The sequence below is a fragment of the Streptomyces sp. NBC_00876 genome (genome assembly GCF_045207435.1).
Lineage (GTDB): Bacteria > Actinomycetota > Actinomycetes > Streptomycetales > Streptomycetaceae > Streptomyces.
In genome coordinates this window covers 4,201,650-4,226,342 of record NZ_CP108800.1, presented here as the reverse complement: position 1 = coordinate 4,226,342, position 24,693 = coordinate 4,201,650, and the positions used below count along the sequence as shown (strand labels likewise).

The window sequence follows — 24,693 nt, the reverse complement described above, 5'->3', positions numbered from 1 at the left end:
TCCGCAGCCCTTGAACTCCCCTGATCGATCCCCTAGGGATCCCCGAGAGGCGGCTCAGCCCTCGGGCGGCGAGAAGACCACCATCACGCGCAGGTCCTCGGTGATGTGATGGAACTTGTGGGCCGTGCCGGCAGGTACATACACGACACTTCCTCTGCCCACATGCGTGGTTTCCATGCCCACGGTGATCGACGCACGCCCGCTGACGACCAAGTAGACCTCGTCCTGGTTGTGCGGCTGCTGCGGGTCGAGCTCACCGGCGTCCAGTGCGTACAGGCCGACAGACATGTTCCGTTCGCGCACGAACTGCAGGTACGCGCCGTCGTTGGCGGCCCGTTCCGCCTCCAGTTCGTCCAGCCTGAATGCCTTCATGGCCCGTCCGCCCCTTGTCTCTGTCCAGCCGGTGTCGGCCACCGATCATGTCTGCCACGATCAGACACATGAAGAATTTCGTAGTCAAGACGATCGCCAACGCGGGTGCGCTGGCCGTGGCCATCTGGCTGCTCCAGGACATCACGCTGAGCGGCGGCTCCACCGGCCGCAAGATACTGACCCTGATCGTGGTCGCGCTGATCTTCGGTCTGGTCAACTTCCTGGTCAAGCCGGTGGTGAAGCTGCTCACACTGCCGCTCTTCATCCTCACGCTGGGACTGATCACCCTGGTGGTGAACGCCCTGATGCTGCTGCTGACCTCATGGCTGGCCGACGTGCTGGATCTGAGCTTCCATGTCCACGGCTTCTGGACCGCCATCCTCGGCGGTCTGATCATCTCGATCGTGTCCTGGGCGCTGAACGTCGTCCTGCCCGACGAGGACTGATCCGCGGACACCTGAAACAGTGCAGGCAGGACCGGCGACAGACCGGGGAGAGAAGCGAGGACGCGGTATGAGCACCATGGGCGAAGGAACCCGGGCGGTACGTGCCGGGCTGCCGGAACCGCAGCAGTACGAGCCCACTCTCCCCGGTCCGGTCTTCGCCGCGCACTTCCACCTTTCCGGGGAGCCGACCGGCCCCTATACCTATGGCCGCGACACCAATCCGACCTGGACCCATCTGGAACGGGCCATCGGTGAGCTCGAGGCACCGGGTGAGAGCGTCGAGACCACGGTCTTCGCCTCCGGAATGGCAGCGGTCTCGGCCGTCCTGCTGTCCCAGGTGCGCACCGGCGACGCCGTCGTGCTGCCCGACGACGGCTACCAGGCGCTTTCGCTGGTACGGGCGCAGCTGGAGGCGTACGGCGTCGAGGTACGGACCGCCCCGACCGGGGGAGAAGCCCAGTCGGCCCTCCTGAAAGGGGCCAGGCTGCTGTGGATCGAGACCCCGTCCAATCCGGGCCTCGACGTCTGCGACGTGCGGCGACTCGTCGAGGCGGCGCACGAAGGCGGCACGCTGGTCGCCGTCGACAACACACTCGCCACCCCGCTCGGCCAGCGTCCGCTGGAGCTGGGCGCAGACTTCTCGGTGGCCAGTGACACCAAGGGCATGACCGGCCACGGTGACATCCTGCTCGGCCATGTGACCTGCCGCGATCCCGAGCTGGCGGCGGGGGTACGGCGCTGGCGCAAGGTCGTCGGCGCGATCCCGGGGCCGATGGAGGCCTGGCTCGCGCACCGGTCGCTGGCCACGCTGGAGCTGCGGATCGAGCGGCAGTGCGCGAATGCCCTCGTACTCGCCGAGGCCCTCGCCAAGCACCCGCACGTGACCGGACTGCGGTACCCCGGGCTGCCCACCGACCCCTCGTACCCGGTCGCCGTGCGACAGATGAGGCGCTTCGGCTCCGTGGTGTCGTTCGTACTTGCCGACCGGGAGACCGCGGAACGCTTCCTCTCGGCGCTGCACCTGGCCGAGGACGCCACCAGTTTCGGCGGCGTGCGTTCCACCGCCGAGCGGCGGGCCCGCTGGGGCGGTGACGCCGTACCGGAGGGCTTCATCCGCTTCTCCGTCGGCGCCGAGAACGCGGCGGACCTGGTGGCCGACGTCGAGCGGGCACTGGCCGGTACGGTCACCGGGAACTGAGCACACGCACCGGCCGGCACCGGTGCGGTACGGACGGTCCGAGCCTCCCCCCTCGTGGCTCGGACCGTCCCGGCCCTCCGCCTTCTCCACGCGAAGAACCGCCTCGACAAGGCTAGTTGACTCTGCGTCAGTGTCCAATCACAGTAGCGACAGCGACCTATCGACATATTTATAGTTGTCCGGGTCCGACGCGTCGCGAAGGTGGGAGGGGACGGACATGGACCTCGCACTTCTACGCACCTTCGTCGCCGTGCACCGGGCCGGCTCGTTCACCCGCGCCGCCGCGCTCCTGGGCCTCTCCCAGCCCGCCGTCACCTCGCAGATCCGCACCCTGGAACGGCAGCTGGGCCGTCCGCTCTTCCTGCGCAGAGCCCGCGGGGTGACCCCGACGACCATCGGCGACGAACTCGCGCACCGGGCAGCCCCTCACCTGGACGCGCTGGTCGAGATCGCCGAGACCGAACTCGACGAGGAGTCGGGCGTACGGACCCTGCATCTGGCGGGTCCACCGGAATTCACGTCGTTACGGGCCCTGCCCGCCCTCACCCCGCTCATCGCCCAGGGCCTCGCGCTGCGCAGCTCGTTCTCCGCGGATACCGACGAGATCCTGGAGGGCCTGGCCGCCGGACACCATGATCTGGCCATCGTGACGGCCCGGCCACGCGGTGAACTGCTCACCGCCACTCCGCTCTGCGACGAGGAGCACGTCCTGATCGCCGCACCACGCTGGGCCGGACGTCTCGGGCCGGGGACACTGCGGCGCAACGGCCCCGTGGTCCTGGACCAGCTGCCCGTGGTGGAGGTGCACGAGAGTCTGCCGCTCGTCTCCCGCTACTGGGCCGCGGTCTTCGACGGCCGGCCTGCGGCCGCCGGCGCCGTGATCGCGCCTGATCTGCGGGCGGTACTGGAGTGCACGGCAGCGGGTGCCGGGCTCGCCGTGCTGCCGCGCTATCTGTGCGAGGGCGCACTGGAGCGGGGCGAGGTGGTGGCGCTGCTCGACCCTCCGGTACCGCCCCTTCGCACCTACTTCCTGGCCGCGCGGACCGGCACGCTCGCACTCCCGCATGTCGCTCGGGCGCACGAATGGCTGCTGCGTGCCGCGGCCCACTGGTGACCGCGGAGCGGTCCAGCGGCCCTCAGGTGTTTCAGAACCGCTTCAGCGGGCCACTCTCTTGCCATGACCGAACGTCCTGTGGTCAAGCGCACCGCACGTGCCATCCTGCTCGACGGCAACGACCTCATCCTCATCAAGCGCACCAAACCGGGGGTGGATCCGTACTGGCTCACACCGGGCGGCGGGGTCGAGCCCGAGGACGCCACCGTCGTCGACGCCCTGCACCGTGAGGTGGACGAGGAACTCGGCGCCAAGATCACCGATGTGGTGCCCTGCTTCGTCGACACCGTGGAACACATCGAAGGCGGTGGGGTGAAGGGGGTCAAGGTCCAGCACTTCTTCGTCTGCCGCCTCGACTCGATGGACCTGTCCCTGCGCCACGGCCCCGAGATCGACGACCCCTGCGGGGAGTACGACATCGTCCGGATTCCGTTCAGCCGGGTCGGGATCGCCGCCGTACATCTCGTACCGCTGTCGTTGCGGCATTACCTGGACGGCAACATCGAAGGCGTCCGCGCGATGCACGCGACCGATCTGAGCTGACCCTCGACGCTGCGGCGCACCCCCGGGCGGCACAGCAGTGGGCGGCACGGCGCGGGCCGCCCGGTTCCGGGCGGCACGAACCCGGGTCCGGCCGGGTCTCGGCGTTTCACGTGAAACCACTCAAGCGCCGCACCCGCCGAAGCCTGCTCGTCGTACATGTCCCGCTATCCGTCAGCCGGCTGCGCGTCTCGGCCACATCCGTTAAAGGGGTGGACTAGCGATCCCTGTGTCGGAGAGCCTGACCCTTATGCCCAGCTCACTGCCCCTACCGCTCGCCGATCTGCCCATCCGGCGTCTCACCCGGGACGACCTGGTCCCCTGCGCCGACCTCAGCGAGGACCGTGACTGGCCACGCGACGAGCAGCGGTGGGGACTGCTCCTCGCCGCGGGAACGGTCTACGGCATCGACGACCCCGCGGGCAAAGGCCTGATGGCCACCTGCGTCGTGACCTCGTACGGCCCCCGCCAGGCAGCCATCGGCATGCTCCTGGTCTCCGGACGGTACGCCCGGCAAGGGGTCGCCCGGCATCTGATGCAACAGGTGATCGCATCGACCGGGGACACTCCCCTCGTTCTCCACGCGACGGAGGCGGGCCAGCCCCTCTACGAACAACTGGGATTCGTTGCCGTGGGCCGGACCGTGAGGGTGAGCGGGCAGTTCCCGCAGAGCGGGGACGGGACCGTTGCGCAGAGCCCCGCCGTCCGTCCGGGCCTCACCGTTCGCCCTGCCTCCGCCGGGGATCTGCAGGCCATGCTCCGGCTCGACTCGGACGCCTTCGGCCTCGACCGGACACATCTCCTCACCCGTCTTCCGGCCTTCGCCGACCATCTGCGGGTGGCCGAGGAGAACGGCGAGCTCGTCGGGTACGGCGCGCTCTGGCCCAGCTCGGAAAGCCACGTGGTCGGACCGCTGATCGCGCGGGACACCGTTACGGCGAAAGCGCTCGTGGCCTCTCTGGCCGAGGCGACGGACCGGCCTCTGCGCGCGGACATCGACGCCCGCCACGACGGCCTGCTCGACTGGTTCGGGGAGTGCGGCCTGCAGCAGGTATCAGCGACCACGGTGATGAGCCTCGGGAGCGGTCGGCACGGGGACTGGACCCACCGCTTCGCGCCGCTGAGCGTGGCGACGGGCTGACGCCCGGCACGGGTAGCGGTGCGATGAGCGGTCCTTGTCAGCGTCGAACCGGATGGTGAGCCGGGTGAGGCGGGCGGACCCTCGAACGGGAACTCAGACGAGACCGGCCACGGCCGTGCTCGCGAACCCGTGATCCTGCTCGGGGGCACCGCCGCCGACGCCTATGGCGCCGATCAGCCGCCCGTCACGGTGGACCGGGACGCCACCTGCGATGAAGAGCAACGGCCGGTCCAGCGCAGTCGGCAGGGTGTGGAAGAGCCCGCCCGGCTGGACCGCATCGACGAGGTCGGCCGTGGGGGTGTCGAGCTGAAGTGCCGTGTAGGCCTTGCGCGTGCTGGTCTCACCGGCGATCAGGACGGCCCGGTCGTCGCGGCGGAAGGCCAGCAGGTGACCACCGGCGTCCAGAACGGTGACGGCGGCAGCGACGCCTGCGGCCTCGGCGGCCCTGCGGGCGGCGTCGACGAGTGCTTCCGCGTCCTGCGTGGTCAGCGGGGCAACAGCGGCAGTGGGGGTGCTCATGGGGATGACTCCTTGGTGCGATGCGGTGGGGGCTTGCGGGGCTGTGCGATGGGGAGTGGGGTGGGTGGTCAGCGCCGGGCCGCGGGTACGGCGGCCGGCTCCGGGGTGCTGCTGGCGACGAGACGGCTGCGGGTGACCGTGCGGCGCTCCAGGGTGCTGGAGACGACGGCGAGGACCAGGGCGGAGGCGGCGAGCGCCGCTCCGACCCAGTTGGGTGCGGTGTAGCCGAGACCGGCGGCGATGACGATGCCGCCGAGCCACGCCGACAGCGCGTTGCCGAGGTTGAAGGCGCCGATGTTCACGGCGGAGGCGAGAGTCGGGGCTCCCGCCGCCTGGTCGAGCACACGCTTCTGCAGCGGGGGCACGGTCGCGAATCCGAGCGCGCCGATCAGGACGATGGTGACGGCTGCCGCGATCTTGTTGTGAGCGGTCAGGGTGAACAGCGACAGGACCACTGCGAGGGCGCCCAGTGACACGTAGAGCAGGGGCATCAGGTGGCGGTCGGCGAATCTGCCGCCGAGCAGGTTCCCTCCGACCATGCCCAGACCGAAGAGGACCAGCAGCCAGGTCACGGAGGACGTCGAATAGCCGGCGATCTCGGTCATCATCGGCGTGATGTAGGTGATCGCGGCGAAGACTCCGCCGAAGCCCAGCACCGTCATCGCCATGGCGAGGAGGACCTGCACATTGCGGAAGGCGGCGAGTTCGTGGCGGAGGCTGACACCTTCGGCACGGGGCTGTTCGGGCACGAGCCTGGCAACGCCGAGCAGGCCGACGACGCCGAGCGCGGCGACGACGAGGAACGTGATCCGCCAGCCGGCACTCTGCCCGAGGTAGGTGCCCAGCGGCACACCGACCACGTTGGCGACGGTGAGACCCGTGAACATCATGGCGATGGCGCCGGCCTTCTTGTGCGGGGCGACCAGACCGGCCGCCACGACCGACCCGATGCCGAAGAAGGCACCGTGGGCGAGCGAGGCGATCACACGCCCGGCGAGCATCACTCCGAAGGACGGAGCGGTCGCGGACACCACATTGCCGATGACGAACAGTCCCATCAGGATCATCAGCATGCGCTTGCGGGTGACCTTGGTCCCGAGCACGGTCATCAGCGGGGCGCCGAGGACGACGCCGAGCGCGTAGCCCGTGACGAGGAATCCTGCGGTCGGGATCGAGACCCGGAAGTCCGCGGCCACCTCGGGAAGCAGCCCCATGATCACGAACTCGGTGGTTCCGATACCGAATGCCCCGATGGCGAGGGCGAGGAGCGCGAGCGGCATGGGTTTCACCTTCCCTGGAGATTGCGTCTGCGCCTTACGAGCGTCCACAATAATTGCAGACGCGGGTTAATTGCAAGCGCGGGCTATTGCAGTCGTCGCCTATCCTGGGGTGCAAGCAGCTCCGGCACGGAGGAGAGACCCATGACAGCTACGGACCCGGCACTGACCGCCCTCTCCCAGGGCTGGTGCGCGCTCTCCCTGCTCCACGGAAAGATCGAGGCCCATATCGAGCGGGCCCTGCAGAGCGGGCACGGGCTCAGCGTGCGGGAGTACTCCCTGCTGGACGTGCTGAGTCGGCAGCACAACGGCCCCGGCGGGCATCTGCAGATGAAGCAGGTGGCGGACGCCGTCGTACTCAGCCAGAGCGCCACCACGCGTCTGGTCACCCGGCTCGAGGACCGCGGACTGCTGACCCGGTATCTCTGCGACACCGACCGCAGGGGCATCTACACCGACGTCACCGACGCCGGCCTCGCCCTCCTCTCCGAGGCCCGGCCGACCAATGACAGCGCGTTGCGGGCGGCACTCGACGAGGCCGCCAGGAATCCCGAGCTGGCCCCCCTCGTCCGGGCGGTCGAGGAACTCAAGGTCCCCGCATAACTCCGGCGCCACCACACGGCCACCCTCTGCTGCGTAGGCTGCCGATCATGAGCGATCTGGAAATACGCCCAGCGGCCGTAGGCGATCTCGCCGAGATCGTGGCGATGCTCGCGGACGATCCACTGGGCGCCCTGCGCGAGTCGCCGGACGATCTCACCCCTTACCGGGTGGCGTTCCGGCGGCTGGCCGACGATCCGAACCAGCACGTGATGGTCGCCGTGCGCGCGGACCGCGTTGTCGGCACACTGCAGCTGACGGTGATCCCCGGGCTTTCCAGGCGTGGCTCGACCCGCTCGGTGATCGAGGGCGTCCGCGTCCATGCGGACGAGCGCGGCAGCGGTCTCGGCACTCGGCTGATCCAGTGGGCCGTGGATGAATCCCGGCGGCAGGACTGCCAGTTGGTTCAGCTCACGTCGGACGCGACCCGGACCGACGCGCATCGTTTCTACGAGCGGCTCGGCTTCGTGGCGAGCCATGTGGGCTTCAAGCTCGCTCTCTGACCGAAGCCGGCACCCGAAGCCCGGCACCCAGCGCACCCAACACATCCGGTACCCGGCACCGGCATCCAAGGAGACCGCTGTGCACCGCATCAGCGACGAACAGCGCCGCATCAGAATCGGCCGCCGTCACCTGCTGGCCCCTTCCGCGCGGACAACGTCCCCCGTCGCGGTCGCCGACGCCGTGATCGCCCTGCATGCCACCGACGCGGCCACCGTCTTCCTCTCCGCCTGTGCCCGGCTCTGCGAGCCGGGCATCGCCAAGGTGGAACAGTCCCTCTACGAGGACGTCTCGCTGGTTCGGCTGCTCTCGATGCGCAACACCCTCTTCGTCGTATCGGAGGAGATGGCGCCACGGGTCGTGGCGGCGAACGCGCGCGCTGTCGCGGCCAAAGAACGCCGGACCCTGCTCAAGCACCTGCGGGATGACGGAAACGGGCTGGGCGAGCGCTGGCTGGCCGACGCGGAACGGGACGCCCTCGCGTTCCTCGACGGCCACGGTCCGGCCTCCGGCAGTGAGCTCTCCGCCGCCGTGGCCGCACTCCGTACAAAGATCACGGTGTTCCCCGGCAAGAAGCAGGAGACGGTACAGGGAGTGGCCACGCGTGTCATCCGCTTGCTGGCTGCCGAAGGCAGGATCCGACGGGACCGGCCACGGGGGGCCTGGACCTCAAGCCAGTTCCGCTGGACGCCCTCAGAGCCCCGGCCCGAGCAGGACACGGCCCGGGCCCAGGCGGAGCTTGCCCTGCGCTGGCTCCGTTCCTACGGCCCGGCAACCGAGGAAGACCTCAAGTGGTGGACGGGCTGGGGGCTCGGCCAGGTACGCAAGGCGCTGGCGGCCGTCGGCGCCGAGGAGGTACGGCTCGACAACGGTGCCACCGCCTGGGTCGCACCGCAGGACATCGAACCCGCACCGGCGCCCGCCCCCTGGGCGGCGCTGCTGCCCGCGCTCGACCCGACCGCGATGGGCTGGGCCGACCGCGGCTTCCACCTCCCGGCCGAGTACCGGGCAGCGCTCTTCGACCGCTCCGGCAACATCGGCCCCACCGTGTGGTGGAACGGCCGGATCGTGGGCGGCTGGGCCCAGCGAGGTGACGGCGAAGTGGTCTGGCGTCTGCTCACCGACACCGGCCGGGACGGCTCCGCGGCGATCGAGGCGGAGGCATCCCGGCTGACGGACTGGGTGGGCGGCGCACGAATCACACCGCGCTTCCGGACGCCGCTGGAAAGGGCGTTGACGGCCTGAGCCGCCAACGCCTCGTTTCACGTGAAACGAGGCACTCAGCCCCCCAGGCCTCGCCACCCTCCCTCGTCCACACCACCAGGAACGGCCGATGCAGGATCGTACGGCTCCCGTGTGAAGACGAATGAGGCCAGGTCCAGATGGTTCACGCTGCCGTCGTCGTTCCGGACGACCCGCAGTGTCTCCCCTGCGTAGTAGCCGTCCAGCCCGATCCAGGTACCGTCCGGACGAGCCGTGAACCGAGCACCACGGCCCTGACCGTTCAGCGTCTGCAGTTCCAGGCCCCGATCGGGAGTCAGGCGCAGGATGTTCGTACGCGTGCCCCAGTACCAAGGTCCGGTCAGCGCGAGAAGATCCGCGTCCACCTCGGGCAGCGGCCGCCACGGCTCAGGAATGCGGGGCTCGGACTCGGCGACGATGTCCACGAGTTCGGCCGCCACCTCACCGACCAGCACCCCGGATGTGACGTTGGCGAACGCGACGGCTGCCACATCGTCCTCGGCGCTGAGCCAGAGGGCGGCCAGGAATCCGGGAAGCGACCCTGTGTGCCCGATGAGCGTGCGGCCCTTCCTCCGGACCACCTGAAGTCCCAGACCGTAGGACCCGTCCCAGTCCCCCGGCTCAGGCGGTGTGGACGGCTTCTTCATCTCCGCGACGGACGAGGCACCCAGCACCCGGTCGTCTCCCTCGGCGAGGAAGGCTGCAAAGCGAAGGAGGTCGGCGGTGGTGGACCAGAGCTGCCCCGCCGGAGCCATCAGCCCGAGATCCTCGGCCGGTTCGGGCAGCATGACATCCGCCCACGGATGGACGGCCCAACCGCCGGCATGCGGTGCCTGCGCCTGCGGGCTCGTACGGTGCATTCCCAGCGGCTCCAGGAGTTCGCTGCGCAGCACCTCTGCCCACGACGCACCGCGTACCGCTTCGATCAGCGATCCGAGCAGCGTGTAACCCGGGTTGGAGTAGTGATGCCGGCGGCCGGGAGGATGCATCCTGGTCTGGTCACCCAGCACATCCGCGAGGCCGGGACGCAGACTGCCCGGCGTCCGCTCCCACCACGGAGCGGGCGATTCGGCGCCGAGTCCCGCGCTGTGACTCAACAGCTGGTGAATGGTGGCCTCGCCCGACCCCGTTCCGGGGAGGTGCTTCTCCAGCGGATCGGCCAGGTCCAGCAGCCCCTCGTCACGGAGTCGAAGGACCAGCACCGCGGTGAACGTCTTGGTAAGGGAACCGATCCTGAACTGCGTATCGGCATCCGGGGCGTGGCCGTCGACACAGGTGCGGGAGCCGTTCCACACGATCTGGCCCTGCCGCTGCACCGCTGCGGCCATGGAGGGTGAGCGGCCTTCGGCCTGAGCGGTGGCGATGCGATGCAGCAGAGCGCGCTGGGTACTCGGAAGCAATTGTTCGGCAGAAGAAGTCATCGTCCACAACTACCGCCCGTGCAAGCGCTTGGCGACTCCATTTCCCTGGCCACGTGCATCTCTCGGCTGAGCTACCCCCGTACGCCTCGGCCTGCGGAGAGCGGGGGCCGATTCCCCAGCCCGCCGGCAGGCCGTCCTCCGACCGTGGCGGAGCATCAGCCGGCCGTCTCTCCGTCCCGGTGTGTGCCGTCCGATTCGTGGGGAAGCAGGGGGAACAGCCGGGTGATGAGGGCCACGGGTAGAGCACGGTCGGGCCGGGCCAGAGGGCGTTGTTCGCGGTCCTGGTAGGGCGCGAGCGCCCGTCGGATCACGTCCGCGACCCGGCTCATCTCTTCGGGTGTCAGGTAGGCGACGGCGCTGAAGGCCTCGTCGTGGCGCCAGTCGGCCGGTGCCCCATCGCGCTGGGCCAGCCAACGTTGCCAGCTCTCGTCCTCCAGCCCTCGGGCCAGGTCACCGAACTGATCCTCTGTGGCAGCCGGTTCGGCAGCGGAATGGTGCTGCTTGATGCGCCAGGGGCGGGCGCGCCCCCCGCTGCGGGGGGCTTCCTCGATGAATCCGTGGCGTGCGAGCTGCCGTAGATGGAATGAGCAGAGGCCGGAGCTGTGGCCCAGCCGGGACGCGGCCTCGGTCGCCGTGACGGCGCCGACTTCGGCGAGCAGGCGCAGCAGAGCTGTGCGGACCTCGTGCTCACGCAACTCTTCGCCCGTGCTGCGCGTCCGGTCGTTCGGCGCGTTGACGTCATCTTCAGTCACTTTGCAAAGTCTGCTACTTTGCAAAGGGCTTGGCAAGCAGTCCTTGCTGAAGGCATCAGACCGCGATGACCTCCGCCGCGCCTGCGGCGTGCGCAAAAGGGGAGACAGCTATGTCTGTTCATCACGAACGGTCCCGGCCCACCGACCGGCGAGTCCGCGTGCAAGGCCGCCCGGTCGACTCCTGTCCGGCTCTGCCGCCCGAGACGGAACGGGGATCGGTGCGCCGGGTCACGGTGGTGGGTGAGGAGATCCTGAGCCGTCCCTGCCGGACGGTGCGCGAGTTCGGCTCCCCCGAACTGTCGAGCCTGATCGACGACATGTTCCTCACCATGCATATCGCCGACGGTGCCGGCCTCGCCGCCAACCAAGTAGACGTCGACTTGCGACTGTTCGTGTACGACTGCCCGGACGACTACGGGATCAGGCATGTGGGCCACATCATCAACCCGGTCCTGGAGCCGCCCGATCCGCGGAGCCGCCGGCTCGTCGACGACCTCGAGGGCTGTCTGTCCGTGCCCGGTGCGGGCATGACGGTTCCCCGCACCGATCATGCCGTCGCTCACGGGTTCGACAAGGAAGGCAACGCCGTCGTCATCGAAGGAACGGGCTACTTCGCCCGGTGTCTTCAGCACGAGACCGATCACCTGCTCGGCCACACGTATCTCGACCGGCTCTCCAAGCGGGACCGCAAAGAAGCGCTGCGGCAGATGGCAGCCCGCCGCGAGGACGTCTTCGCCCAACGCGTCATCAAGGCTGCCGGCCTGGGCCGGTGACAGCTCGGTGCACGGCCGACTCGTCCTTCCGCAAGGATCCCGGACAAGTGGAGGTTCCGACACGGGATCCGAGACCCCGCATCAACCGGATCAGGTCTGCGCCATGTCCACGAAGCGCGAGTAGTGACCCTGGAAGGCGACCGTGATGGTTGCCGTCGGGCCGTTACGGTGCTTGGCCACGATCAGGTCCGCCTCGCCCGCGCGCGGTGACTCCTTCTCGTAGGCGTCCTCGCGGTGCAGCAGGATCACCATGTCGGCGTCCTGCTCGATGGAACCCGATTCGCGGAGGTCGGAGACCATCGGCTTCTTGTCCGTCCGCTGCTCCGGGCCACGGTTCAGCTGGGAGAGCGCGATGACCGGCAGCTGCAGCTCCTTGGCCAGCAGCTTGAGGTTTCGCGACATGTCCGAGACCTCCTGCTGACGGCTCTCGGCACGCTTCGAACCGCCTGACTGCATCAGCTGCAGATAGTCGATGACCACCAGCTTGAGGTCGTTGCGCTGCTTGAGGCGACGGCACTTCGCCCGGATCTCCATCATGGAGAGGTTCGGGGAGTCGTCGATGTAGAGCGGGGCCGCGGAGACATCCGGCATCCGTCGCGCCAGCCGCGTCCAGTCCTCATCGGTCATGGTGCCGGAGCGCATGTGGTGCAGAGCCACCCGTGCCTCGGCGGACAGCAGACGCATCGCGATCTCGTTGCGCCCCATTTCGAGGGAGAAGATCACGCTGGGCAGGTTGCTCTTGATCGAACAGGCACGGGCGAAGTCCAGGGCGAGGGTCGACTTACCCATGGCGGGACGGGCCGCGATGACGACCATCTGGCCCGGGTGGAGGCCGTTGGTCAGGGCATCGAGGTCGGTGAAGCCGGTGGGCACACCGGTCATCTCCCCGCTGCGTGACCCGATCGCCTCGATCTCGTCGAGCGCACCCTCCATGATGTCGCCGAGGGGCAGGTAGTCCTCACTGGTCCGCTGCTCGGTGACGGCGTAGATCTCGGCCTGCGCGGAGTTGACGATGTCGTCGACGTCGCCGTCGGCCGCGTATCCCATCTGCGTGATCTTCGTACCGGCCTCGACGAGCCGGCGCAGGACGGCGCGCTCGTGAACGATCTCCGCGTAGTAGGAGGCGTTGGCCGCGGTCGGCACCGACTGGACCAGGGTGTGCAGATACGGGGCTCCGCCCACCTTGGTGATCTCGCCGCGCTTGACCAGTTCGGCCGCCACGGTGATCGGGTCGGCCGGCTCACCCTTGGCATAGAGGTCGAGGATCGCCTGGTAGACGGTCTCGTGGGCGGGACGGTAGAAGTCGTGGCCCTTGATGATCTCCACGACGTCGGCGATGGCGTCCTTGGACAGAAGCATGCCGCCGAGCACGGACTGCTCGGCGTCGAGATCCTGGGGCGGCACCCTCTCGAATCCCGCGGAACCGCCTTCCCAGTTACCGCTCTCCCGGCCGCGGTCGTGCTGCTCACCGCGGTCCCGGCCCTCACCCCGGCGCTGGCGGGAAACGGGCAGCCGGTCGCTGGGACCGGTGTCGGCCCAGGGGTCGTCCAAAGGCTCGGGAATGCTCATCCGGCCACCTCCTCCCGTCCGCTCCGCGGACCTAGCCGTGCCACTCTTTCTTACGGCACGGCACCGACAAACAAGACGCCCGACTCCGGTTCCGGTGTGTCGGGTTCCGCGGGTTTCCAGGGCCGAAACGAGGTGGGGGCGCCGCACCACGGTAGGCGGCCCGGCACCGTCAGCCAATCTGGTTATCCACAGGGCATGTGGACGACGGACCAGATGCTGTGGAGAACCCCTCAGAACCTGTGCACGGACCGGGGGACAGCACTGTGGACAAACTCATACCACCTTCACCATCACCGGCTTGACCTGCACCTTCTCCATCCACGGGCTGTGGGGGAGAAAAAGTTTCCGAGTCGGCCCAAGATCACGGCAACTGGCACGCAGGAGAACGCCACACCCTCACAAATGTAAGGATCACTAAGGGATTGCATCTATTACCTGTGGAAGATTAGATTGGCTGCCATGATCCAGGCACCGGCACCCCCGCCGTCCAGTCGTCGGCGACACGACCGCGAGATCATCGCGCTCGCTGTCCCCGCCTTCGGCGCTCTCGTGGCCGAACCTCTTTTCGTGATGGTCGACAGCGCCATCGTCGGCCATCTCGGGACTCCGCAACTGGCCGGCCTGGCCGTTGCCGCTGCTCTGCTGACGACCGCCGTGAGCATCTTCGTCTTCCTCGCCTACGCCACCACGGCAGCCGTCGCCCGACGGGTCGGCGCGGGCGATCTGGCCTCAGCGATCCGCCAGGGCATGGACGGCATCTGGCTGGCGGTCCTGCTAGGCCTGGCCGTCATCGCGCTGACCCTCCCCCTGGCCCCCTGGCTCATCGATGTGTTCGGCGCCTCCGACACCGCAGCCCCCTACGCCACCACCTATCTGCGGATCTCCAGCCTCGGCATCCCCGCGATGCTGGTGGTGATGGCCGCGACCGGTGTGCTCCGGGGACTTCAGAACACCCGCACCCCGCTCTATGTCGCCATCGGGGGCTTCGCCGCCAACGGAGTCCTCAATGTGGCCCTCGTCTACGGCGCCGGGCTCGGTATCGCAGGATCGGCCTGGGGCACGGTGATCGCCCAGATCGGGATGGCGATCGCCTATCTCGTTGTCGTGGTCCGCGGCGCCCGGCGCCACGGAGCCTCGCTACGACCCGACGCCGCGGGCATCAGGGCCAGCGCCCAGGCAGGCGTGCCGCTTCTGGTCCGTACGCTGTCGCTCCGCGCCGTCCTGCTCATCGCCACGGCCGTCGCCGCCCGGCTGGGCGACACCGACATTGCCGCACACCAGATCATTCTGTCCCTGTGGAGCCTGATGGCCTTTGCGCTGGACGCCATCGCCATCGCGGGGCAGGCCATCATCGGACGCTACCTGGGAGCCGACGACACAACGGGCGCACGTGAGGCCTGTCGCCGCATGGTGCAGTGGGGCGTCGCTTCCGGTGTGGTGTTCGGAGTTCTGATCGTTCTCGCCCGCCCCTTGTTCGTACCGCTCTTCACCAGCGACCAGTCCGTCCAGGACACGCTGTTCCCGGCCCTGCTCGTCGTCGCGCTGACCCAGCCGATCGCAGGGGTCGTCTTCGTCCTGGACGGCGTACTGATGGGCGCCGGGGACGGGCCCTACCTGGCCTGGGCCATGCTCGTCACCTTGGCTGTCTTCGCTCCGGCGGCGCTGCTGGTCCCCGTCCTCGGCGGAGGGCTGACCACTCTGTGGTGCGCGATGGCCCTGATGATGGTCGTCCGCCTGGTGACGCTCTGGCTCCGCGCCCGCTCGGGCAAGTGGCTGGTCACCGGCGCCTCCCGCTGAGTGCGGGTCGCAGCAGGCCTTCCCGGACACCCGTGCAGACTTCTCTGTCCGTTTCACGTGAAACAGGCAGCTTCATCCGGAATGGACAGCCTCATCTGAAACGGACAGCCTCATGACGCCGGCATCCGGAAACGGCGAAGGGCCGCACCCCTGAGGATGCGGCCCTTCACTGTTCTGCTGAGATGCGGCCCAATCAGGCAGCAACAACCTCGATGCCGAGCTTCGCAGCGACCTCGGGGTGCAGACGCACGGACACCTGGTGTCCGCCGAGCGTCTTGATCGGCGAGCCGAGCTCGACGCGACGCTTGTCGACGTCCGGTCCACCGGCAGCCTTGATCGCCGAGGCGATGTCGGCCGGGGTGACGGAGCCGAAGAGACGGCCGGCGTCGCCGGAGCGAACAGCCAGACGGACCTTCACGGCCTCGAGCTTGGTCTTGATCTCGTTGGCCTGCTCGATCGTGGCGATCTCGTGGATCTTGCGGGCGCGGCGGATCTGCGCCACGTCCTTCTCGCCACCCTTGGTCCAGCGGATGGCAAAGCCACGCGGAACCAGGTAGTTACGGGCGTACCCGTCCTTGACGTCAACGACGTCGCCAGCAGCACCGAGGCCGGAGACCTCGTGGGTGAGGATGATCTTCATGATTCGGTCACCCTTCCCTTATCGCGCGGTGGACGTGTAGGGCAGCAGCGCCATCTCACGGCTGTTCTTGACAGCCGTGGCGACGTCACGCTGGTGCTGCGTGCAGTTGCCGGTGACGCGGCGGGCACGGATCTTGCCGCGGTCGGAAATGAACTTCCGCAGCATGTTCGTGTCCTTGTAGTCCACGTACTGGGTCTTGTCCTTGCAGAACGCGCAGACCTTCTTCTTAGGCTTGCGCACAGGCGGCTTCGCCATGGTGTTTCTCCTGTGTGATCAAGAAGTGGGGGTACGAGCTGCCCTAGAAGGGCGGCTCGTCCGAGTAGCCGCCGCCAGAACCGCCGGAACCGCCGGAGCTTCCGCCCCAACCGCCTCCGCCGCTCTGCTGGCCCCCGCCCTGCTGGCCGCCGGCCGGCGCGCTCGTGGCCCACGGGTCGTCGGCGGGAGCGCCGCCACCACCCTGCTGGCCACCAGCACCGGGACCGCCGCCCCAGTTACCGCCACCCTGCTGACCGCCGCCGTATCCACCCTGGCCGCCCTGGCCACCACGACCGGTGGTCTTGGTGACCTTGGCGGTGGCGCTCTTGAGACTGGGGCCGACTTCCTCGACGTCCAGCTCGTAGACCGTGCGCTTGACGCCCTCGCGGTCTTCGTACGACCGCTGCTTCAGCCGGCCCTGCACGACAACGCGCATGCCTCGCGTGAGCGACTCGGCGACGTTCTCCGCCGCCTGTCGCCAGACCGAGCAGGTGAGGAACAGGCCTTCGCCGTCCTTCCACTCATTGGTCTGCCGGTCGAAGATGCGGGGAGTGGACGCGACACGGAACTTCGCGACCGCCGCACCGGACGGGGTGAAACGCAGCTCGGGGTCGTCGACGAGATTGCCGACGACCGTGATGACGGTCTCGCCTGCCATGGATGAACCTCTCGGCGGGGATTGCTTCTGGCTGCTTGCTGCTACTCGAACCCGATGACCACTGAGCTAGAAGCTCAGTGGATCTCGGGACGGAGGACCTTGGTCCGGAGGACCGACTCGTTCAGGTTCATCTGGCGGTCGAGCTCCTTGACGACCGCAGGCTCGGCCTGCAGGTCGATGACCGAGTAGATGCCCTCGGGCTTCTTCTTGATCTCGTAAGCGAGACGACGACGGCCCCAGGTGTCGACCTTCTCAACCTTTCCTTCGCCCTCACGGACGACGGAGAGGAAGTTCTCGATCAGCGGGGAGACTGCTCGCTCCTCGAGATCGGGGTCGAGGATGACCATCACCTCGTAGTGACGCATGTGGAACCCACCTCCTTTGGACTCAGCGGCCACGGTCGTTCCGTGGCAGGAGGGTCGTGATGCGTAAGCAACAGTGTCTCCGAGTAAAACAGCCGCCACTGACAACGCCCTCCGTCGAGAAGGGGTCGATTGTGCTGGCCTGGGCAGACACCGGTGCAGACCGTACAGAGTACCTGCTGACGGGCTTCCGGTTGAAATCCGGTGGTCAGGAGACGCAATCTGGACACATCGGGTGTGAGCGGCGCCACGATGCGCCGCCTTTCGGCCAGGAGGTACTCCATGGCACAGACAATGCGGCCCCGCCCTTCCGTCTCCCTCTTCGCCACGGACGGAAGGCCCCATCCCCTGCAGGACACCCTGGTGGCGGTGACGGCGGTCCTGGGCGTCCTCGCGTTCGTGACGGCGATGTTCCACAACCTGCATCTGCTCAGCTCGTGGGCCGGACTCATCGGAATCCTCACGGGCGCATACGGGCAGTACATCTCCGTGACCACACGTGAGAGGTTCCCGCTGATCCTCGGCATGGGCGCGTCCGCCATCGGGTTCTTCCTCGGCATGGCCCACGGCGGACTCTTCGGCGGCGTGGTGGGCTGACCGCGGCAACGGCCCGGCAGGGTGGCCGGGGCGGCACCGTCCCCGGACGGGACCGCCCCGCTCACCGTGCCGGGCCGTACGGGTACGACGGGGCCAGACCGCGCGCTTCCCGGTCACAGTAGGCTTCGGCGCGAGAGCCGGAGCCCCTGACCGATGGGGACACACCTGCCGAGGAGCGCCCCGCATGAGCCTGACCCTGAGGACCATCAGCCGTGAGCAGCATCTGGCGTACATCCAGAGTCTGCCCGCGGCCAGTCACATGCAGGTCCCGGCATGGGCGGATGTGAAGGCCGAGTGGCGCTCGGAGAGTCTGGGCTGGTTCGACAGGAACGGCCAGCTCGTCGGCGCCGGGCTCGTGCTCTACCGGCAGCTGCCCAAGATCAAGCGGTACCTCGCGTATCTGCCCGAGGGCCCGGTCATCAACTGGTACGCCCCGAACCTGAACGACTGGCTGCAGCCGATGCTGGCCCACCTCAAGCAGCAGGGCGCCTTCTCGGTGAAGATGGGCCCGCCCGTCGTCATCCGCCGCTGGGACGCCGCCGCCATCAAGGCCGGCATCCAGGACCCCGAGGTCAAGCGCCTGCGCGACGTCGAGGCCACTCACATCGAGCCGCGCGCCTTCGAAGTCGCGGACCGGCTGCGGAAGATGGGCTGGCAGCAGGGCGAGGACGGCGGCGCCGGGTTCGGTGACGTACAGCCGCGCTACATCTTCCAGGTGCCGCTGGCGAACCGCTCGCTCGAAGACGTCCACAAGGGCTTCAACCAGCTCTGGCGGCGCAACATCAAGAAGGCCGAGAAGGCCGGTGTCGAGGTCGTCCAGGGCAGCTACGCGGAGCTCGCCGAGTGGCAGCGGCTGTACGAGATCACGGCGGAACGCGACCACTTCCGGCCGCGCCCGCTCGGTTACTTCCAGCGCATGTGGACGGCCCTCAACAACGAGGACCCCAACCGGATGCGGCTCTACTTCGCCCGTCACGAGGGCGAGAACGTCGCCGCCGCGACCATGCTGATCGTCGGCGGCCACGTCTGGTACTCCTACGGCGCGTCGGCCAACCACAAGCGCGAGGTCCGGCCCTCGAACGCGATGCAGTGGCGCATGCTGCGCGACGCGTACGCCATGGGAGCCACCGTCTACGACCTGCGCGGCATCTCCGATTCGCTGGACGAGACCGATCACCTCTTCGGTCTGATCCAGTTCAAGGTGGGCACGGGCGGCCAGGCCGCGGAGTACCTCGGCGAGTGGGACTTCCCGCTCAACAAGCTGCTGCACAAGGCGCTCGACATCTACATGTCACGCCGCTGATCCGCCGCGGTTCCGCCGCGCAAGGCTGACGAAACCGGCTTCATTCGTTTCAATGGGCTCTTCCGGAAGCTCCTCGGCAGGATCGTCCGGAAGCACCGCACACCTCTGACACCACCGCAGCCACCAGAAAGGTTCCGGACCGGCCATGGCGCTCTCCCTGTACGTCGACACCGCGCGCTGGCGGGCGCACCAGAAATCCGTACTCGACCAGTTCCCCGGCCTCGTACCGGTCTGCAAGGGCAACGGCTACGGCTTCGGCCACGAGCGGCTGGCCGACGAGGCGATCCGCTTCGGCTCCGACACGCTCGCGGTCGGCACCACCTACGAAGCGGCCCGCATCAAGGACTGGTTCAGCGGTGATCTTCTGGTGCTCACCCCGTTCCGGCGGGGCGAGGAGCCGGTGCCGCTGCCGGACCGGGTCATCCGGTCCGTGTCGTCCGTGGACGGTGTGCACGCTCTGGTGGGCGCCCGGGTCGTCATCGAGTGCATGAGCTCGATGAAGCGTCACGGCGTCAAGGAGGAGGAGCTCGGGCAGCTGCACGCCGCCATCGAGGACGTACGTCTCGAAGGCTTCGCCCTGCACCTGCCGCTGGACCGCACGGACGGCTCCGACGCTGTCGAAGAGGTCATCGCCTGGATGGACCGCCTCCGCGCGGCCCGGCTGCCGCTGCACACGATGTTCGTCAGCCACCTGCGGTCCGAGGAGCTGGCCAGGCTGCAGCAGCAGTTCCCGCAGACCCGTTTCCGCGCCCGCATCGGGACCCGGCTCTGGCTCGGCGACCACGAGGCGACGGAGTACCGGGGCGCCGTCCTCGACGTCACGCGCGTCGTCAAGGGCGACCGGTTCGGCTACCGGCAGCAGAAGGCCGCCTCCGACGGCTGGCTGGTCGTCGTCGCCGGCGGCACGTCGCACGGTGTGGGCCTGGAGGCCCCGAAGGCCCTGCACGGCGTGATGCCGCGTGCCAAGGGTGTCGCCCGCGCGGGCCTGGCCACCGTCAACCGGAATCTGTCGCCGTTCGTCTGGGCCGGCAAGCAGCGCTGGTTCGCCGAGCCGCCGCACATGCAGGTGTCGATCCTGTTCGTGCCCTCGGACGCCGAGGAGCCGCGGGTGGGTGACGAGCTGGTGGCCCATCTGCGCCACACGACCACGCAGTTCGACCGCCTCGTCGACCGCTGAGGCACCGGCCCGCCCGGCCCTCAGTCGGCGGCAGGTGCCCCCGCCGTGCCCCACTCCACCCGCGGCCCCGCGACGTTGAGTGCGGCACGGTTCGGCGGATACACCACCGCATGCCCCAGTACGAAGACGTCCTCGGCCCCGTCGAGCACCCCGCCCGACGGGTCGTCGGAGCCGTCGCGCCGCACACCGTCGCGCTCGGGCATCAGGATGTCCCGTACGACCACGGCACAGAGGTAGAGCGTGCCCAGCAGGTGCAGGATGATCGCCAGCTGGTAGCCCTCCGTCGGCAGTCCCTGGTGCTTGTCGCCGCTCGTCGTGTACGCGAGGTACATCCAGATGCCCAGGAAGTACATGACCTCGCACGCCTGCCAGATCAGGAAGTCCCGCCAGCGCGGCCTGGCCAGCGCGGCAAGCGGAATCAGCCACAGCACGTACTGCGGTGAGTAGACCTTGTTGACGAGGATGAACACCGCGACGACGAGGAACGCGAGCTGGGCGAACCGTGGCCTGCGCGGCGCCGTCAGCGTCAGCCATCCGATGGCGGCGCACAGAGCGGCCGTCGCGAGCGTCGAGACGGTGTTGACCGTGCTGACCTCGATCGAGGTGCCGGTGCGCTGCGTGATGACCAGCCAGAAGGACCCGAAGTCGATCGAGCGCTCCTCGCTGAAGGTGTAGAACTTCTTCCACCCCTCGGGCGCGAACACCATCACCGGCAGGTTCACGACCAGCCAGGACCCCGCGGCACCGAGTGCGGCCACCCCGAACTCCCGCCACTTCCCGGCCCGCCAGCACAGCACGAACGCGGGACCCAGCAGGAGTACCGGATAGAGCTTGGCGGCCGTGGCCAGCCCGATCAGGATGCCGAACGCCAGGGGACGGCTCCTGGACCACATGAGCATCGCGGCGGCCGTGAGGGCGACGGCCAGCAGGTCCCAGTTGATCGTGGCGGTGAGGGCGAATGCGGGAGCGAGCGCCACCAGGAGGCCGTCCCAGGGGCGCCGCCGGTGCGTGCGGGCGACACACACGGCGATGATCGCGGTACAGATCATCAGCATGCCCGCGTTGACCAGCCAGTAGGCCTGCTCCTGCTCCTGGATGGATCCGCCCGGAGTCAGCCAGGACGCGATCTGCATGAACACGCCCGTGAGAACGGGGTACTCCAGGAACTGCATATCGCCCGGCAGCCGGTCGAAGTACGGCACCAGGCCTTCGGAGAAGCCGCGACCGGTGTACAGGTGCGGGATGTCCGAGTAGCAGGCGTGCGTGTACTGGGAGCCGGCGCCCCTGAACCACGCCCAGTTGTAGCAGGGCAGTTTCTGCACCATGCCGAGCGCGAACATCCCGAGCGCCACCAGGGCGATGACGCCCACGGGAGTGAGCGCGGTGGAGCCGAGGCGCGTCCAGCGGCCCGACCTCCCACCGATCAGCTCGCTGCCGGCCGCGGCGATCTCGTCCTGGTGCGTGGGCCGTACGACGGACCGTTCCTGATGCACGCTCGTGTCCTCTGCGCTTGGCATGCCGCACATCCTGCCGTACCGGACGGTGGAAGCGACGAGGGCCGCCGCACCCGGTGGTGCCGCGGCCCTCGTCATCGTGCTCGGATCACCTCGCGGAAGCCTGTCGGACCCGCTGGGTGCACTGCCTGCCGGGCGCTACCCGGCCGGGCCACCGAAGAATCCGCCGTTCCCGTTCCCGTTGCCGTTCCCGTTGCCGCCGGTATCCGGTGAGGGGCTGGTGCCGCCGGTGCCCGCTGTCGTGCCGTCCGTCGTGCCGGTGTCCGCACCACCGGTGGTGCCGTTCGTCGTGCCGGTGTCCGCACCGCCGTCGGCACCGCCGTTGGAATTGCCGCCGTTGTTGTTCTGGCAGTCCCAGTCCCACGTACCGCAGGTCTCGGACGGGTCGGGCGTCGGAACGTCAGGAGTCGGCGAGGGCGTGCTGGACGGTGTCGGGGTCGGCGTCGGGGTCGGCGTCGGAGTGGGGGTCGGGGTGGGGCTCTGCGCGCCGCCGCCGAAGACCGTGTCGCCGATCGGCTCGGGCTTCGGGAACGGCACGGCCTTCTCGTTCTGCATGGCCTCGGCCATGTAGTCGTGCCAGATCTGTGCCGGGAACGAGGCGCCGTGGATCTTGTCCTCGCCGCCGGTTCCGTACATCTTCTCGAACTTGCGGTTTTTGTTGCTGTCGTCGTCGTCCAGCCGGTACATGCTGATCGCCGTCGACAGCTGCGGGGTGTAGCCGACGAACCAGGCCGACAGGTTGTCGTCCGTCGTACCCGTCTTGCCCGCGACATCACGGCCCGGGAGCCTGGCCGGCGTGCCGGTTCCCTTCTCGACGACGTTCTTGAGGACGTCCGTCACGTTGTCGGCCACCTCGTTGGGGAAGGCGCTCTTGACGACCGTCTTGTGCTGGTAGACCACTTCGCCGCCCTTCTTCACCTGGGTGACCGAGTAGGGCTCACGCTGCTGGCCACTGGCCGCGAACGTGGCGTACGCGGCGGCCATGCGGGTCGTACTGGGCGAGGAGGTGCCGATGGAGAACGACGGGACGTTCGCGTCCGCCATGTACTTGTCGTCCTTCAGGCCGGCCGCGATGGCCGCTTGCTTCACCTTGTCGGTGCCGACGTCCATGCCCAGCTGCACATAGGGGGAGTTGGCGGACCACTGCATCGCCTCACGAAGGGTGATGTTGCCCCTCGACTCATGGCCGTCGTTGGTCTGCAGCCATTCCTCGCCCTTCTCGTTGGTCCAGACCTCGCCGTTGTACTTCTTGATCTTCAGCTTGTCGTCGGCGTTGTAGATGCTCTTCGGCGAGACCTTCGTACGCTGCGACTCGGGCTGATCGGCAGCGCCCGAGGGATCCCGCTTGCCGTACTCCATCGCGGCAGCCAGCACGAACGGCTTGAAGGTGGAGCCGACGGCGGCACCGGTGGGGTCGGCGTTGTTGGTGTAGTGCTTGGTCGCGTCCGCACCGCCGTAGATCGCCTCGATGGCACCGGTCCTCGGATCCACGGACGAGCCGCCGAACTGGACGTGAGTGTCCGTCTTCGGGCGCTTCTTCTCGTTGATCTTCTCGTCGTAGACCTTCTTGACGGCCTTCTTGAGCTGGTTGACCTTCTTACTGTCGAAGGTCGTGTGGATCTCGTATCCGCCCTGGTCGAGCATGTCCGAGGTGACGTGGTCGGTGTTGTTGTTGAGGTAGTACGTCCTGGCGAGACCGACCAGATAACCGATCTGCCCGCCCAGCTGGGCGTCCTTCTTCGGCTTGTCCGGCGTCGGGAAGTGCCGGTACTTGTCCCGCTCGGACTGCTTCAGCCGGCCGTCCTTCACCTCTTCGTCGAGGATCCACTTCCAGCGCTTTATCGCCCGTGCCTTGTTCTTCTCCGGGGTCGCCTCCTCACGGTCGACGTCCGGGGCACCGGCGGGGTCGTAGTAGCTGGCCCCCTTGAGCAGGGTCGCCAGGAAGGCGCACTGGCTCGGGTTCAACTGCCTGGCGTCAATGCCGTAGTAGGTACGGGCCGCTGCCTGGATGCCCGAGGCGCCCCGCCCGTAGTACGAGACGTTGAGGTACCCGGCCATGACGTCTTTCTTGTCCATCTCGCTGCCGACCTTCAGCGTGATGAACAGCTCCTGGAACTTCCGGCTCAGGGTCTGTTCCTGGGAGAGGCGCGAGTTCTTCACGTACTGCTGGGTGATGGTCGAGCCACCCTGGGTCTCGCCGCCCTTGGCCATGTTGAACAGGGCCCGGCCGATACCCATCGGGTCGATGCCGCGGTCGTGGTCGAAGGACTTGTTCTCCGCGGAGATGACGGCGTTGCGCATCGCTTCGGGAATCTGGGCGTAGTCGATGACCTGGCGGTTCACCTCACCGCCGGTGGCCACCATCTGGGAGCCGTCTTTCCAGAAGTAGACGTTGTTCTCCGCCTTCGCGGCATCCTGGACCTCGGGCTTGGCCACCATCGCGTACGCGAGACCGGCGAGTCCCATCAGCAGACCGAGGAAGCCGATACACAGGCCGGAGATCAACTTCCACGACGGCGTCCAGCGCCGCAGGCCTTGCCTGCCGGCCCGCGGGTAGTCGATGAAGCGCTTCTTGGCCGGGCGCTGGCTGCCGCGCCCACGGCCCCTGCCGGGGCCCTCCTGGCCGCCGTCCCCGCCTCCGCGACGCCGGCCACCGCCGCCGTCGGAACCGCCGCGGCCACCACTGCCGCGCTGGGCGGCCCGTCTGGCAGCGGCTCGCCCGCCGTGCGGACTCTCCTCGCCGTACGAACCGGAAGGTGATTCAGAAGTTACTCCGCGTGACGGTGCCGCACGGCGTCCGGAGGACTGCTGAGTGGCTCGTCTGGCCGCGGCACGCCCGCCACCTTGCGGTTGGGGCGTTTTGCGACGGTGCTCGCTCATCGAACGACTACTCCTCGGGCAGGCGAGAGCGCCTGGAAGCGGCAG

General features: G+C 68.3%; 25 protein-coding genes. 13 read left to right on the top strand and 12 right to left on the bottom strand.

The features are described 5' to 3' along the window. Window positions 1-54: 54 nt before the first annotated feature. The gene (locus OG782_RS18570) at window positions 55-372 is read right to left on the bottom strand and encodes a cupin domain-containing protein (RefSeq protein ID WP_406452358.1); all 318 of its coding nucleotides are present in this window, start codon (window positions 370-372) and stop codon (window positions 55-57) included. 68 nt (window positions 373-440) lie between these two features. On the opposite strand from OG782_RS18570, the gene OG782_RS18565 reads away from it, so the two are divergent. From OG782_RS18565 to OG782_RS18545, 5 genes are all read left to right on the top strand, one after another. Then, window positions 441-818: a phage holin family protein gene (locus OG782_RS18565; RefSeq protein ID WP_406452356.1), complete on the top strand. Its 378-nt coding sequence runs from the start codon at window positions 441-443 to the stop codon at window positions 816-818. A 67-nt stretch (window positions 819-885) separates the two neighbouring features. Beyond that, window positions 886-2,016, top strand: coding sequence for a cystathionine gamma-lyase (locus OG782_RS18560; protein WP_406452354.1), 1,131 nt, complete (start codon window positions 886-888; stop codon window positions 2,014-2,016). 217 nt (window positions 2,017-2,233) lie between these two features. Next, the gene (locus tag OG782_RS18555; RefSeq protein ID WP_406452352.1) at window positions 2,234-3,130 is read left to right on the top strand and encodes a LysR family transcriptional regulator; all 897 of its coding nucleotides are present in this window, start codon (window positions 2,234-2,236) and stop codon (window positions 3,128-3,130) included. 63 nt (window positions 3,131-3,193) lie between these two features. Next, window positions 3,194-3,673 carry an NUDIX domain-containing protein gene (locus OG782_RS18550; RefSeq protein WP_406452351.1) on the top strand — a complete coding sequence of 160 codons (480 nt, stop codon included), beginning with the start codon at window positions 3,194-3,196 and terminating at the stop codon, window positions 3,671-3,673. A 247-nt stretch (window positions 3,674-3,920) separates the two neighbouring features. Further along, entirely contained in the window at window positions 3,921-4,811 is an 891-nt protein-coding gene (locus tag OG782_RS18545) for a GNAT family N-acetyltransferase (protein ID WP_406452349.1), read from the top strand. 93 nt (window positions 4,812-4,904) lie between these two features. On the opposite strand, the gene OG782_RS18540 is transcribed toward OG782_RS18545, so the two are convergent. Together OG782_RS18540 and OG782_RS18535 are read right to left on the bottom strand one after the other, a co-directional pair. Then, the gene (locus OG782_RS18540) at window positions 4,905-5,330 is read right to left on the bottom strand and encodes a heme-binding protein (protein ID WP_406452347.1); all 426 of its coding nucleotides are present in this window, start codon (window positions 5,328-5,330) and stop codon (window positions 4,905-4,907) included. 68 nt (window positions 5,331-5,398) lie between these two features. Continuing rightward, the gene (locus OG782_RS18535) at window positions 5,399-6,610 is read right to left on the bottom strand and encodes an MFS transporter (RefSeq protein WP_406452345.1); all 1,212 of its coding nucleotides are present in this window, start codon (window positions 6,608-6,610) and stop codon (window positions 5,399-5,401) included. 141 nt (window positions 6,611-6,751) lie between these two features. Here OG782_RS18535 and OG782_RS18530 point away from each other — a divergent pair, with 141 nt between their 5' ends. The 3 genes from OG782_RS18530 (at window position 6,752) to OG782_RS18520 (ending at window position 8,953) form a co-directional block, all read left to right on the top strand. Then, complete coding sequence (locus OG782_RS18530) at window positions 6,752-7,210, top strand: MarR family winged helix-turn-helix transcriptional regulator (RefSeq protein ID WP_406452343.1); 459 nt, start codon at window positions 6,752-6,754, stop codon at window positions 7,208-7,210. Between the two features lie 47 nt (window positions 7,211-7,257). After that, on the top strand, window positions 7,258-7,710 hold the full coding sequence (locus OG782_RS18525; protein ID WP_406452341.1) for a GNAT family N-acetyltransferase: 453 nt from the start codon (window positions 7,258-7,260) through the stop codon (window positions 7,708-7,710). Between the two features lie 79 nt (window positions 7,711-7,789). Next, window positions 7,790-8,953, top strand: coding sequence for a winged helix DNA-binding domain-containing protein (locus OG782_RS18520; RefSeq protein ID WP_406452339.1), 1,164 nt, complete (start codon window positions 7,790-7,792; stop codon window positions 8,951-8,953). 35 nt (window positions 8,954-8,988) lie between these two features. On the opposite strand, the gene OG782_RS18515 is transcribed toward OG782_RS18520, so the two are convergent. Together OG782_RS18515 and OG782_RS18510 are read right to left on the bottom strand one after the other, a co-directional pair. After that, on the bottom strand, window positions 8,989-10,371 hold the full coding sequence (locus OG782_RS18515; RefSeq protein ID WP_406452337.1) for a serine hydrolase domain-containing protein: 1,383 nt from the start codon (window positions 10,369-10,371) through the stop codon (window positions 8,989-8,991). A 155-nt stretch (window positions 10,372-10,526) separates the two neighbouring features. Further along, a complete protein-coding gene (locus OG782_RS18510) occupies window positions 10,527-11,123 on the bottom strand; it encodes a helix-turn-helix domain-containing protein (RefSeq protein WP_406452335.1) in 597 nt (198 codons plus the stop codon). A gap of 110 nt (window positions 11,124-11,233) precedes the next feature. On the opposite strand from OG782_RS18510, the gene def reads away from it, so the two are divergent. Beyond that, window positions 11,234-11,896, top strand: coding sequence for a peptide deformylase (def, locus tag OG782_RS18505; RefSeq protein WP_406452333.1), 663 nt, complete (start codon window positions 11,234-11,236; stop codon window positions 11,894-11,896). A gap of 90 nt (window positions 11,897-11,986) precedes the next feature. On the opposite strand, the gene dnaB is transcribed toward def, so the two are convergent. Then, the gene (gene dnaB / locus OG782_RS18500) at window positions 11,987-13,465 is read right to left on the bottom strand and encodes a replicative DNA helicase (protein WP_406452331.1); all 1,479 of its coding nucleotides are present in this window, start codon (window positions 13,463-13,465) and stop codon (window positions 11,987-11,989) included. A gap of 459 nt (window positions 13,466-13,924) precedes the next feature. Between dnaB and OG782_RS18495 the strand changes: the two genes are divergently transcribed. After that, a complete protein-coding gene (locus OG782_RS18495) occupies window positions 13,925-15,262 on the top strand; it encodes an MATE family efflux transporter (protein WP_406452329.1) in 1,338 nt (445 codons plus the stop codon). A gap of 193 nt (window positions 15,263-15,455) precedes the next feature. Here the strand turns inward: OG782_RS18495 and rplI are convergent, their stop codons facing one another. The 4 genes from rplI to rpsF form a co-directional block, all read right to left on the bottom strand. After that, window positions 15,456-15,902 carry a 50S ribosomal protein L9 gene (rplI, locus tag OG782_RS18490; protein ID WP_093895069.1) on the bottom strand — a complete coding sequence of 149 codons (447 nt, stop codon included), beginning with the start codon at window positions 15,900-15,902 and terminating at the stop codon, window positions 15,456-15,458. An 18-nt stretch (window positions 15,903-15,920) separates the two neighbouring features. Beyond that, complete coding sequence (gene rpsR / locus OG782_RS18485) at window positions 15,921-16,157, bottom strand: 30S ribosomal protein S18 (RefSeq protein ID WP_003967857.1); 237 nt, start codon at window positions 16,155-16,157, stop codon at window positions 15,921-15,923. A gap of 43 nt (window positions 16,158-16,200) precedes the next feature. After that, window positions 16,201-16,815: a single-stranded DNA-binding protein gene (locus OG782_RS18480; protein WP_406452327.1), complete on the bottom strand. Its 615-nt coding sequence runs from the start codon at window positions 16,813-16,815 to the stop codon at window positions 16,201-16,203. Between the two features lie 74 nt (window positions 16,816-16,889). Then, window positions 16,890-17,180: a 30S ribosomal protein S6 gene (gene rpsF, locus OG782_RS18475; protein ID WP_018101872.1), complete on the bottom strand. Its 291-nt coding sequence runs from the start codon at window positions 17,178-17,180 to the stop codon at window positions 16,890-16,892. A 279-nt stretch (window positions 17,181-17,459) separates the two neighbouring features. Here rpsF and OG782_RS18470 point away from each other — a divergent pair, with 279 nt between their 5' ends. From OG782_RS18470 to OG782_RS18460, 3 genes are all read left to right on the top strand, one after another. Continuing rightward, window positions 17,460-17,774, top strand: coding sequence for a hypothetical protein (locus tag OG782_RS18470; protein WP_406452325.1), 315 nt, complete (start codon window positions 17,460-17,462; stop codon window positions 17,772-17,774). A 184-nt stretch (window positions 17,775-17,958) separates the two neighbouring features. Beyond that, entirely contained in the window at window positions 17,959-19,077 is a 1,119-nt protein-coding gene (locus tag OG782_RS18465; protein ID WP_406452324.1) for a lipid II:glycine glycyltransferase FemX, read from the top strand. A 145-nt stretch (window positions 19,078-19,222) separates the two neighbouring features. Continuing rightward, entirely contained in the window at window positions 19,223-20,254 is a 1,032-nt protein-coding gene (locus tag OG782_RS18460; RefSeq protein WP_406452322.1) for an alanine racemase, read from the top strand. A 20-nt stretch (window positions 20,255-20,274) separates the two neighbouring features. On the opposite strand, the gene OG782_RS18455 is transcribed toward OG782_RS18460, so the two are convergent. Continuing rightward, window positions 20,275-21,771 (bottom strand): glycosyltransferase family 87 protein, encoded by a 1,497-nt coding sequence (locus tag OG782_RS18455; protein WP_406452320.1) that lies wholly within the window; start codon window positions 21,769-21,771, stop codon window positions 20,275-20,277. 135 nt (window positions 21,772-21,906) lie between these two features. Next, on the bottom strand, window positions 21,907-24,648 hold the full coding sequence (locus OG782_RS18450) for a transglycosylase domain-containing protein (protein WP_406452318.1): 2,742 nt from the start codon (window positions 24,646-24,648) through the stop codon (window positions 21,907-21,909). Window positions 24,649-24,693: the final 45 nt, after the last annotated feature.

Excerpts from the sequence above, each read along its gene's own strand:
- OG782_RS18530 (WP_406452343.1), top strand. The coding sequence starts at position 6,752 with ATGACAGCTACGGACCCGGCACTGACCGCCCTCTCCCAGGGCTGGTGC.
- OG782_RS18525 (WP_406452341.1), top strand. The coding sequence starts at position 7,258 with ATGAGCGATCTGGAAATACGCCCAGCGGCCGTAGGCGATCTCGCCGAG.
- OG782_RS18460 (WP_406452322.1), top strand. The coding sequence starts at position 19,223 with ATGGCGCTCTCCCTGTACGTCGACACCGCGCGCTGGCGGGCGCACCAG.
- OG782_RS18545 (WP_406452349.1), top strand. The coding sequence starts at position 3,921 with ATGCCCAGCTCACTGCCCCTACCGCTCGCCGATCTGCCCATCCGGCGT.
- OG782_RS18480 (WP_406452327.1), bottom strand. The coding sequence starts at position 16,815 with ATGGCAGGCGAGACCGTCATCACGGTCGTCGGCAATCTCGTCGACGAC.
- rplI (WP_093895069.1), bottom strand. The coding sequence starts at position 15,902 with ATGAAGATCATCCTCACCCACGAGGTCTCCGGCCTCGGTGCTGCTGGC.
- OG782_RS18535 (WP_406452345.1), bottom strand. The coding sequence starts at position 6,610 with ATGCCGCTCGCGCTCCTCGCCCTCGCCATCGGGGCATTCGGTATCGGA.
- OG782_RS18560 (WP_406452354.1), top strand. The coding sequence starts at position 886 with ATGAGCACCATGGGCGAAGGAACCCGGGCGGTACGTGCCGGGCTGCCG.
- dnaB (WP_406452331.1), bottom strand. The coding sequence starts at position 13,465 with ATGAGCATTCCCGAGCCTTTGGACGACCCCTGGGCCGACACCGGTCCC.
- OG782_RS18540 (WP_406452347.1), bottom strand. The coding sequence starts at position 5,330 with ATGAGCACCCCCACTGCCGCTGTTGCCCCGCTGACCACGCAGGACGCG.
- OG782_RS18570 (WP_406452358.1), bottom strand. The coding sequence starts at position 372 with ATGAAGGCATTCAGGCTGGACGAACTGGAGGCGGAACGGGCCGCCAAC.
- OG782_RS18565 (WP_406452356.1), top strand. The coding sequence starts at position 441 with ATGAAGAATTTCGTAGTCAAGACGATCGCCAACGCGGGTGCGCTGGCC.
- OG782_RS18450 (WP_406452318.1), bottom strand. The coding sequence starts at position 24,648 with ATGAGCGAGCACCGTCGCAAAACGCCCCAACCGCAAGGTGGCGGGCGT.
- OG782_RS18550 (WP_406452351.1), top strand. The coding sequence starts at position 3,194 with ATGACCGAACGTCCTGTGGTCAAGCGCACCGCACGTGCCATCCTGCTC.
- OG782_RS18515 (WP_406452337.1), bottom strand. The coding sequence starts at position 10,371 with ATGACTTCTTCTGCCGAACAATTGCTTCCGAGTACCCAGCGCGCTCTG.
- def (WP_406452333.1), top strand. The coding sequence starts at position 11,234 with ATGTCTGTTCATCACGAACGGTCCCGGCCCACCGACCGGCGAGTCCGC.
- rpsF (WP_018101872.1), bottom strand. The coding sequence starts at position 17,180 with ATGCGTCACTACGAGGTGATGGTCATCCTCGACCCCGATCTCGAGGAG.
- OG782_RS18455 (WP_406452320.1), bottom strand. The coding sequence starts at position 21,771 with ATGCCAAGCGCAGAGGACACGAGCGTGCATCAGGAACGGTCCGTCGTA.
- OG782_RS18555 (WP_406452352.1), top strand. The coding sequence starts at position 2,234 with ATGGACCTCGCACTTCTACGCACCTTCGTCGCCGTGCACCGGGCCGGC.
- OG782_RS18470 (WP_406452325.1), top strand. The coding sequence starts at position 17,460 with ATGGCACAGACAATGCGGCCCCGCCCTTCCGTCTCCCTCTTCGCCACG.
- OG782_RS18495 (WP_406452329.1), top strand. The coding sequence starts at position 13,925 with ATGATCCAGGCACCGGCACCCCCGCCGTCCAGTCGTCGGCGACACGAC.
- rpsR (WP_003967857.1), bottom strand. The coding sequence starts at position 16,157 with ATGGCGAAGCCGCCTGTGCGCAAGCCTAAGAAGAAGGTCTGCGCGTTC.
- OG782_RS18465 (WP_406452324.1), top strand. The coding sequence starts at position 17,959 with ATGAGCCTGACCCTGAGGACCATCAGCCGTGAGCAGCATCTGGCGTAC.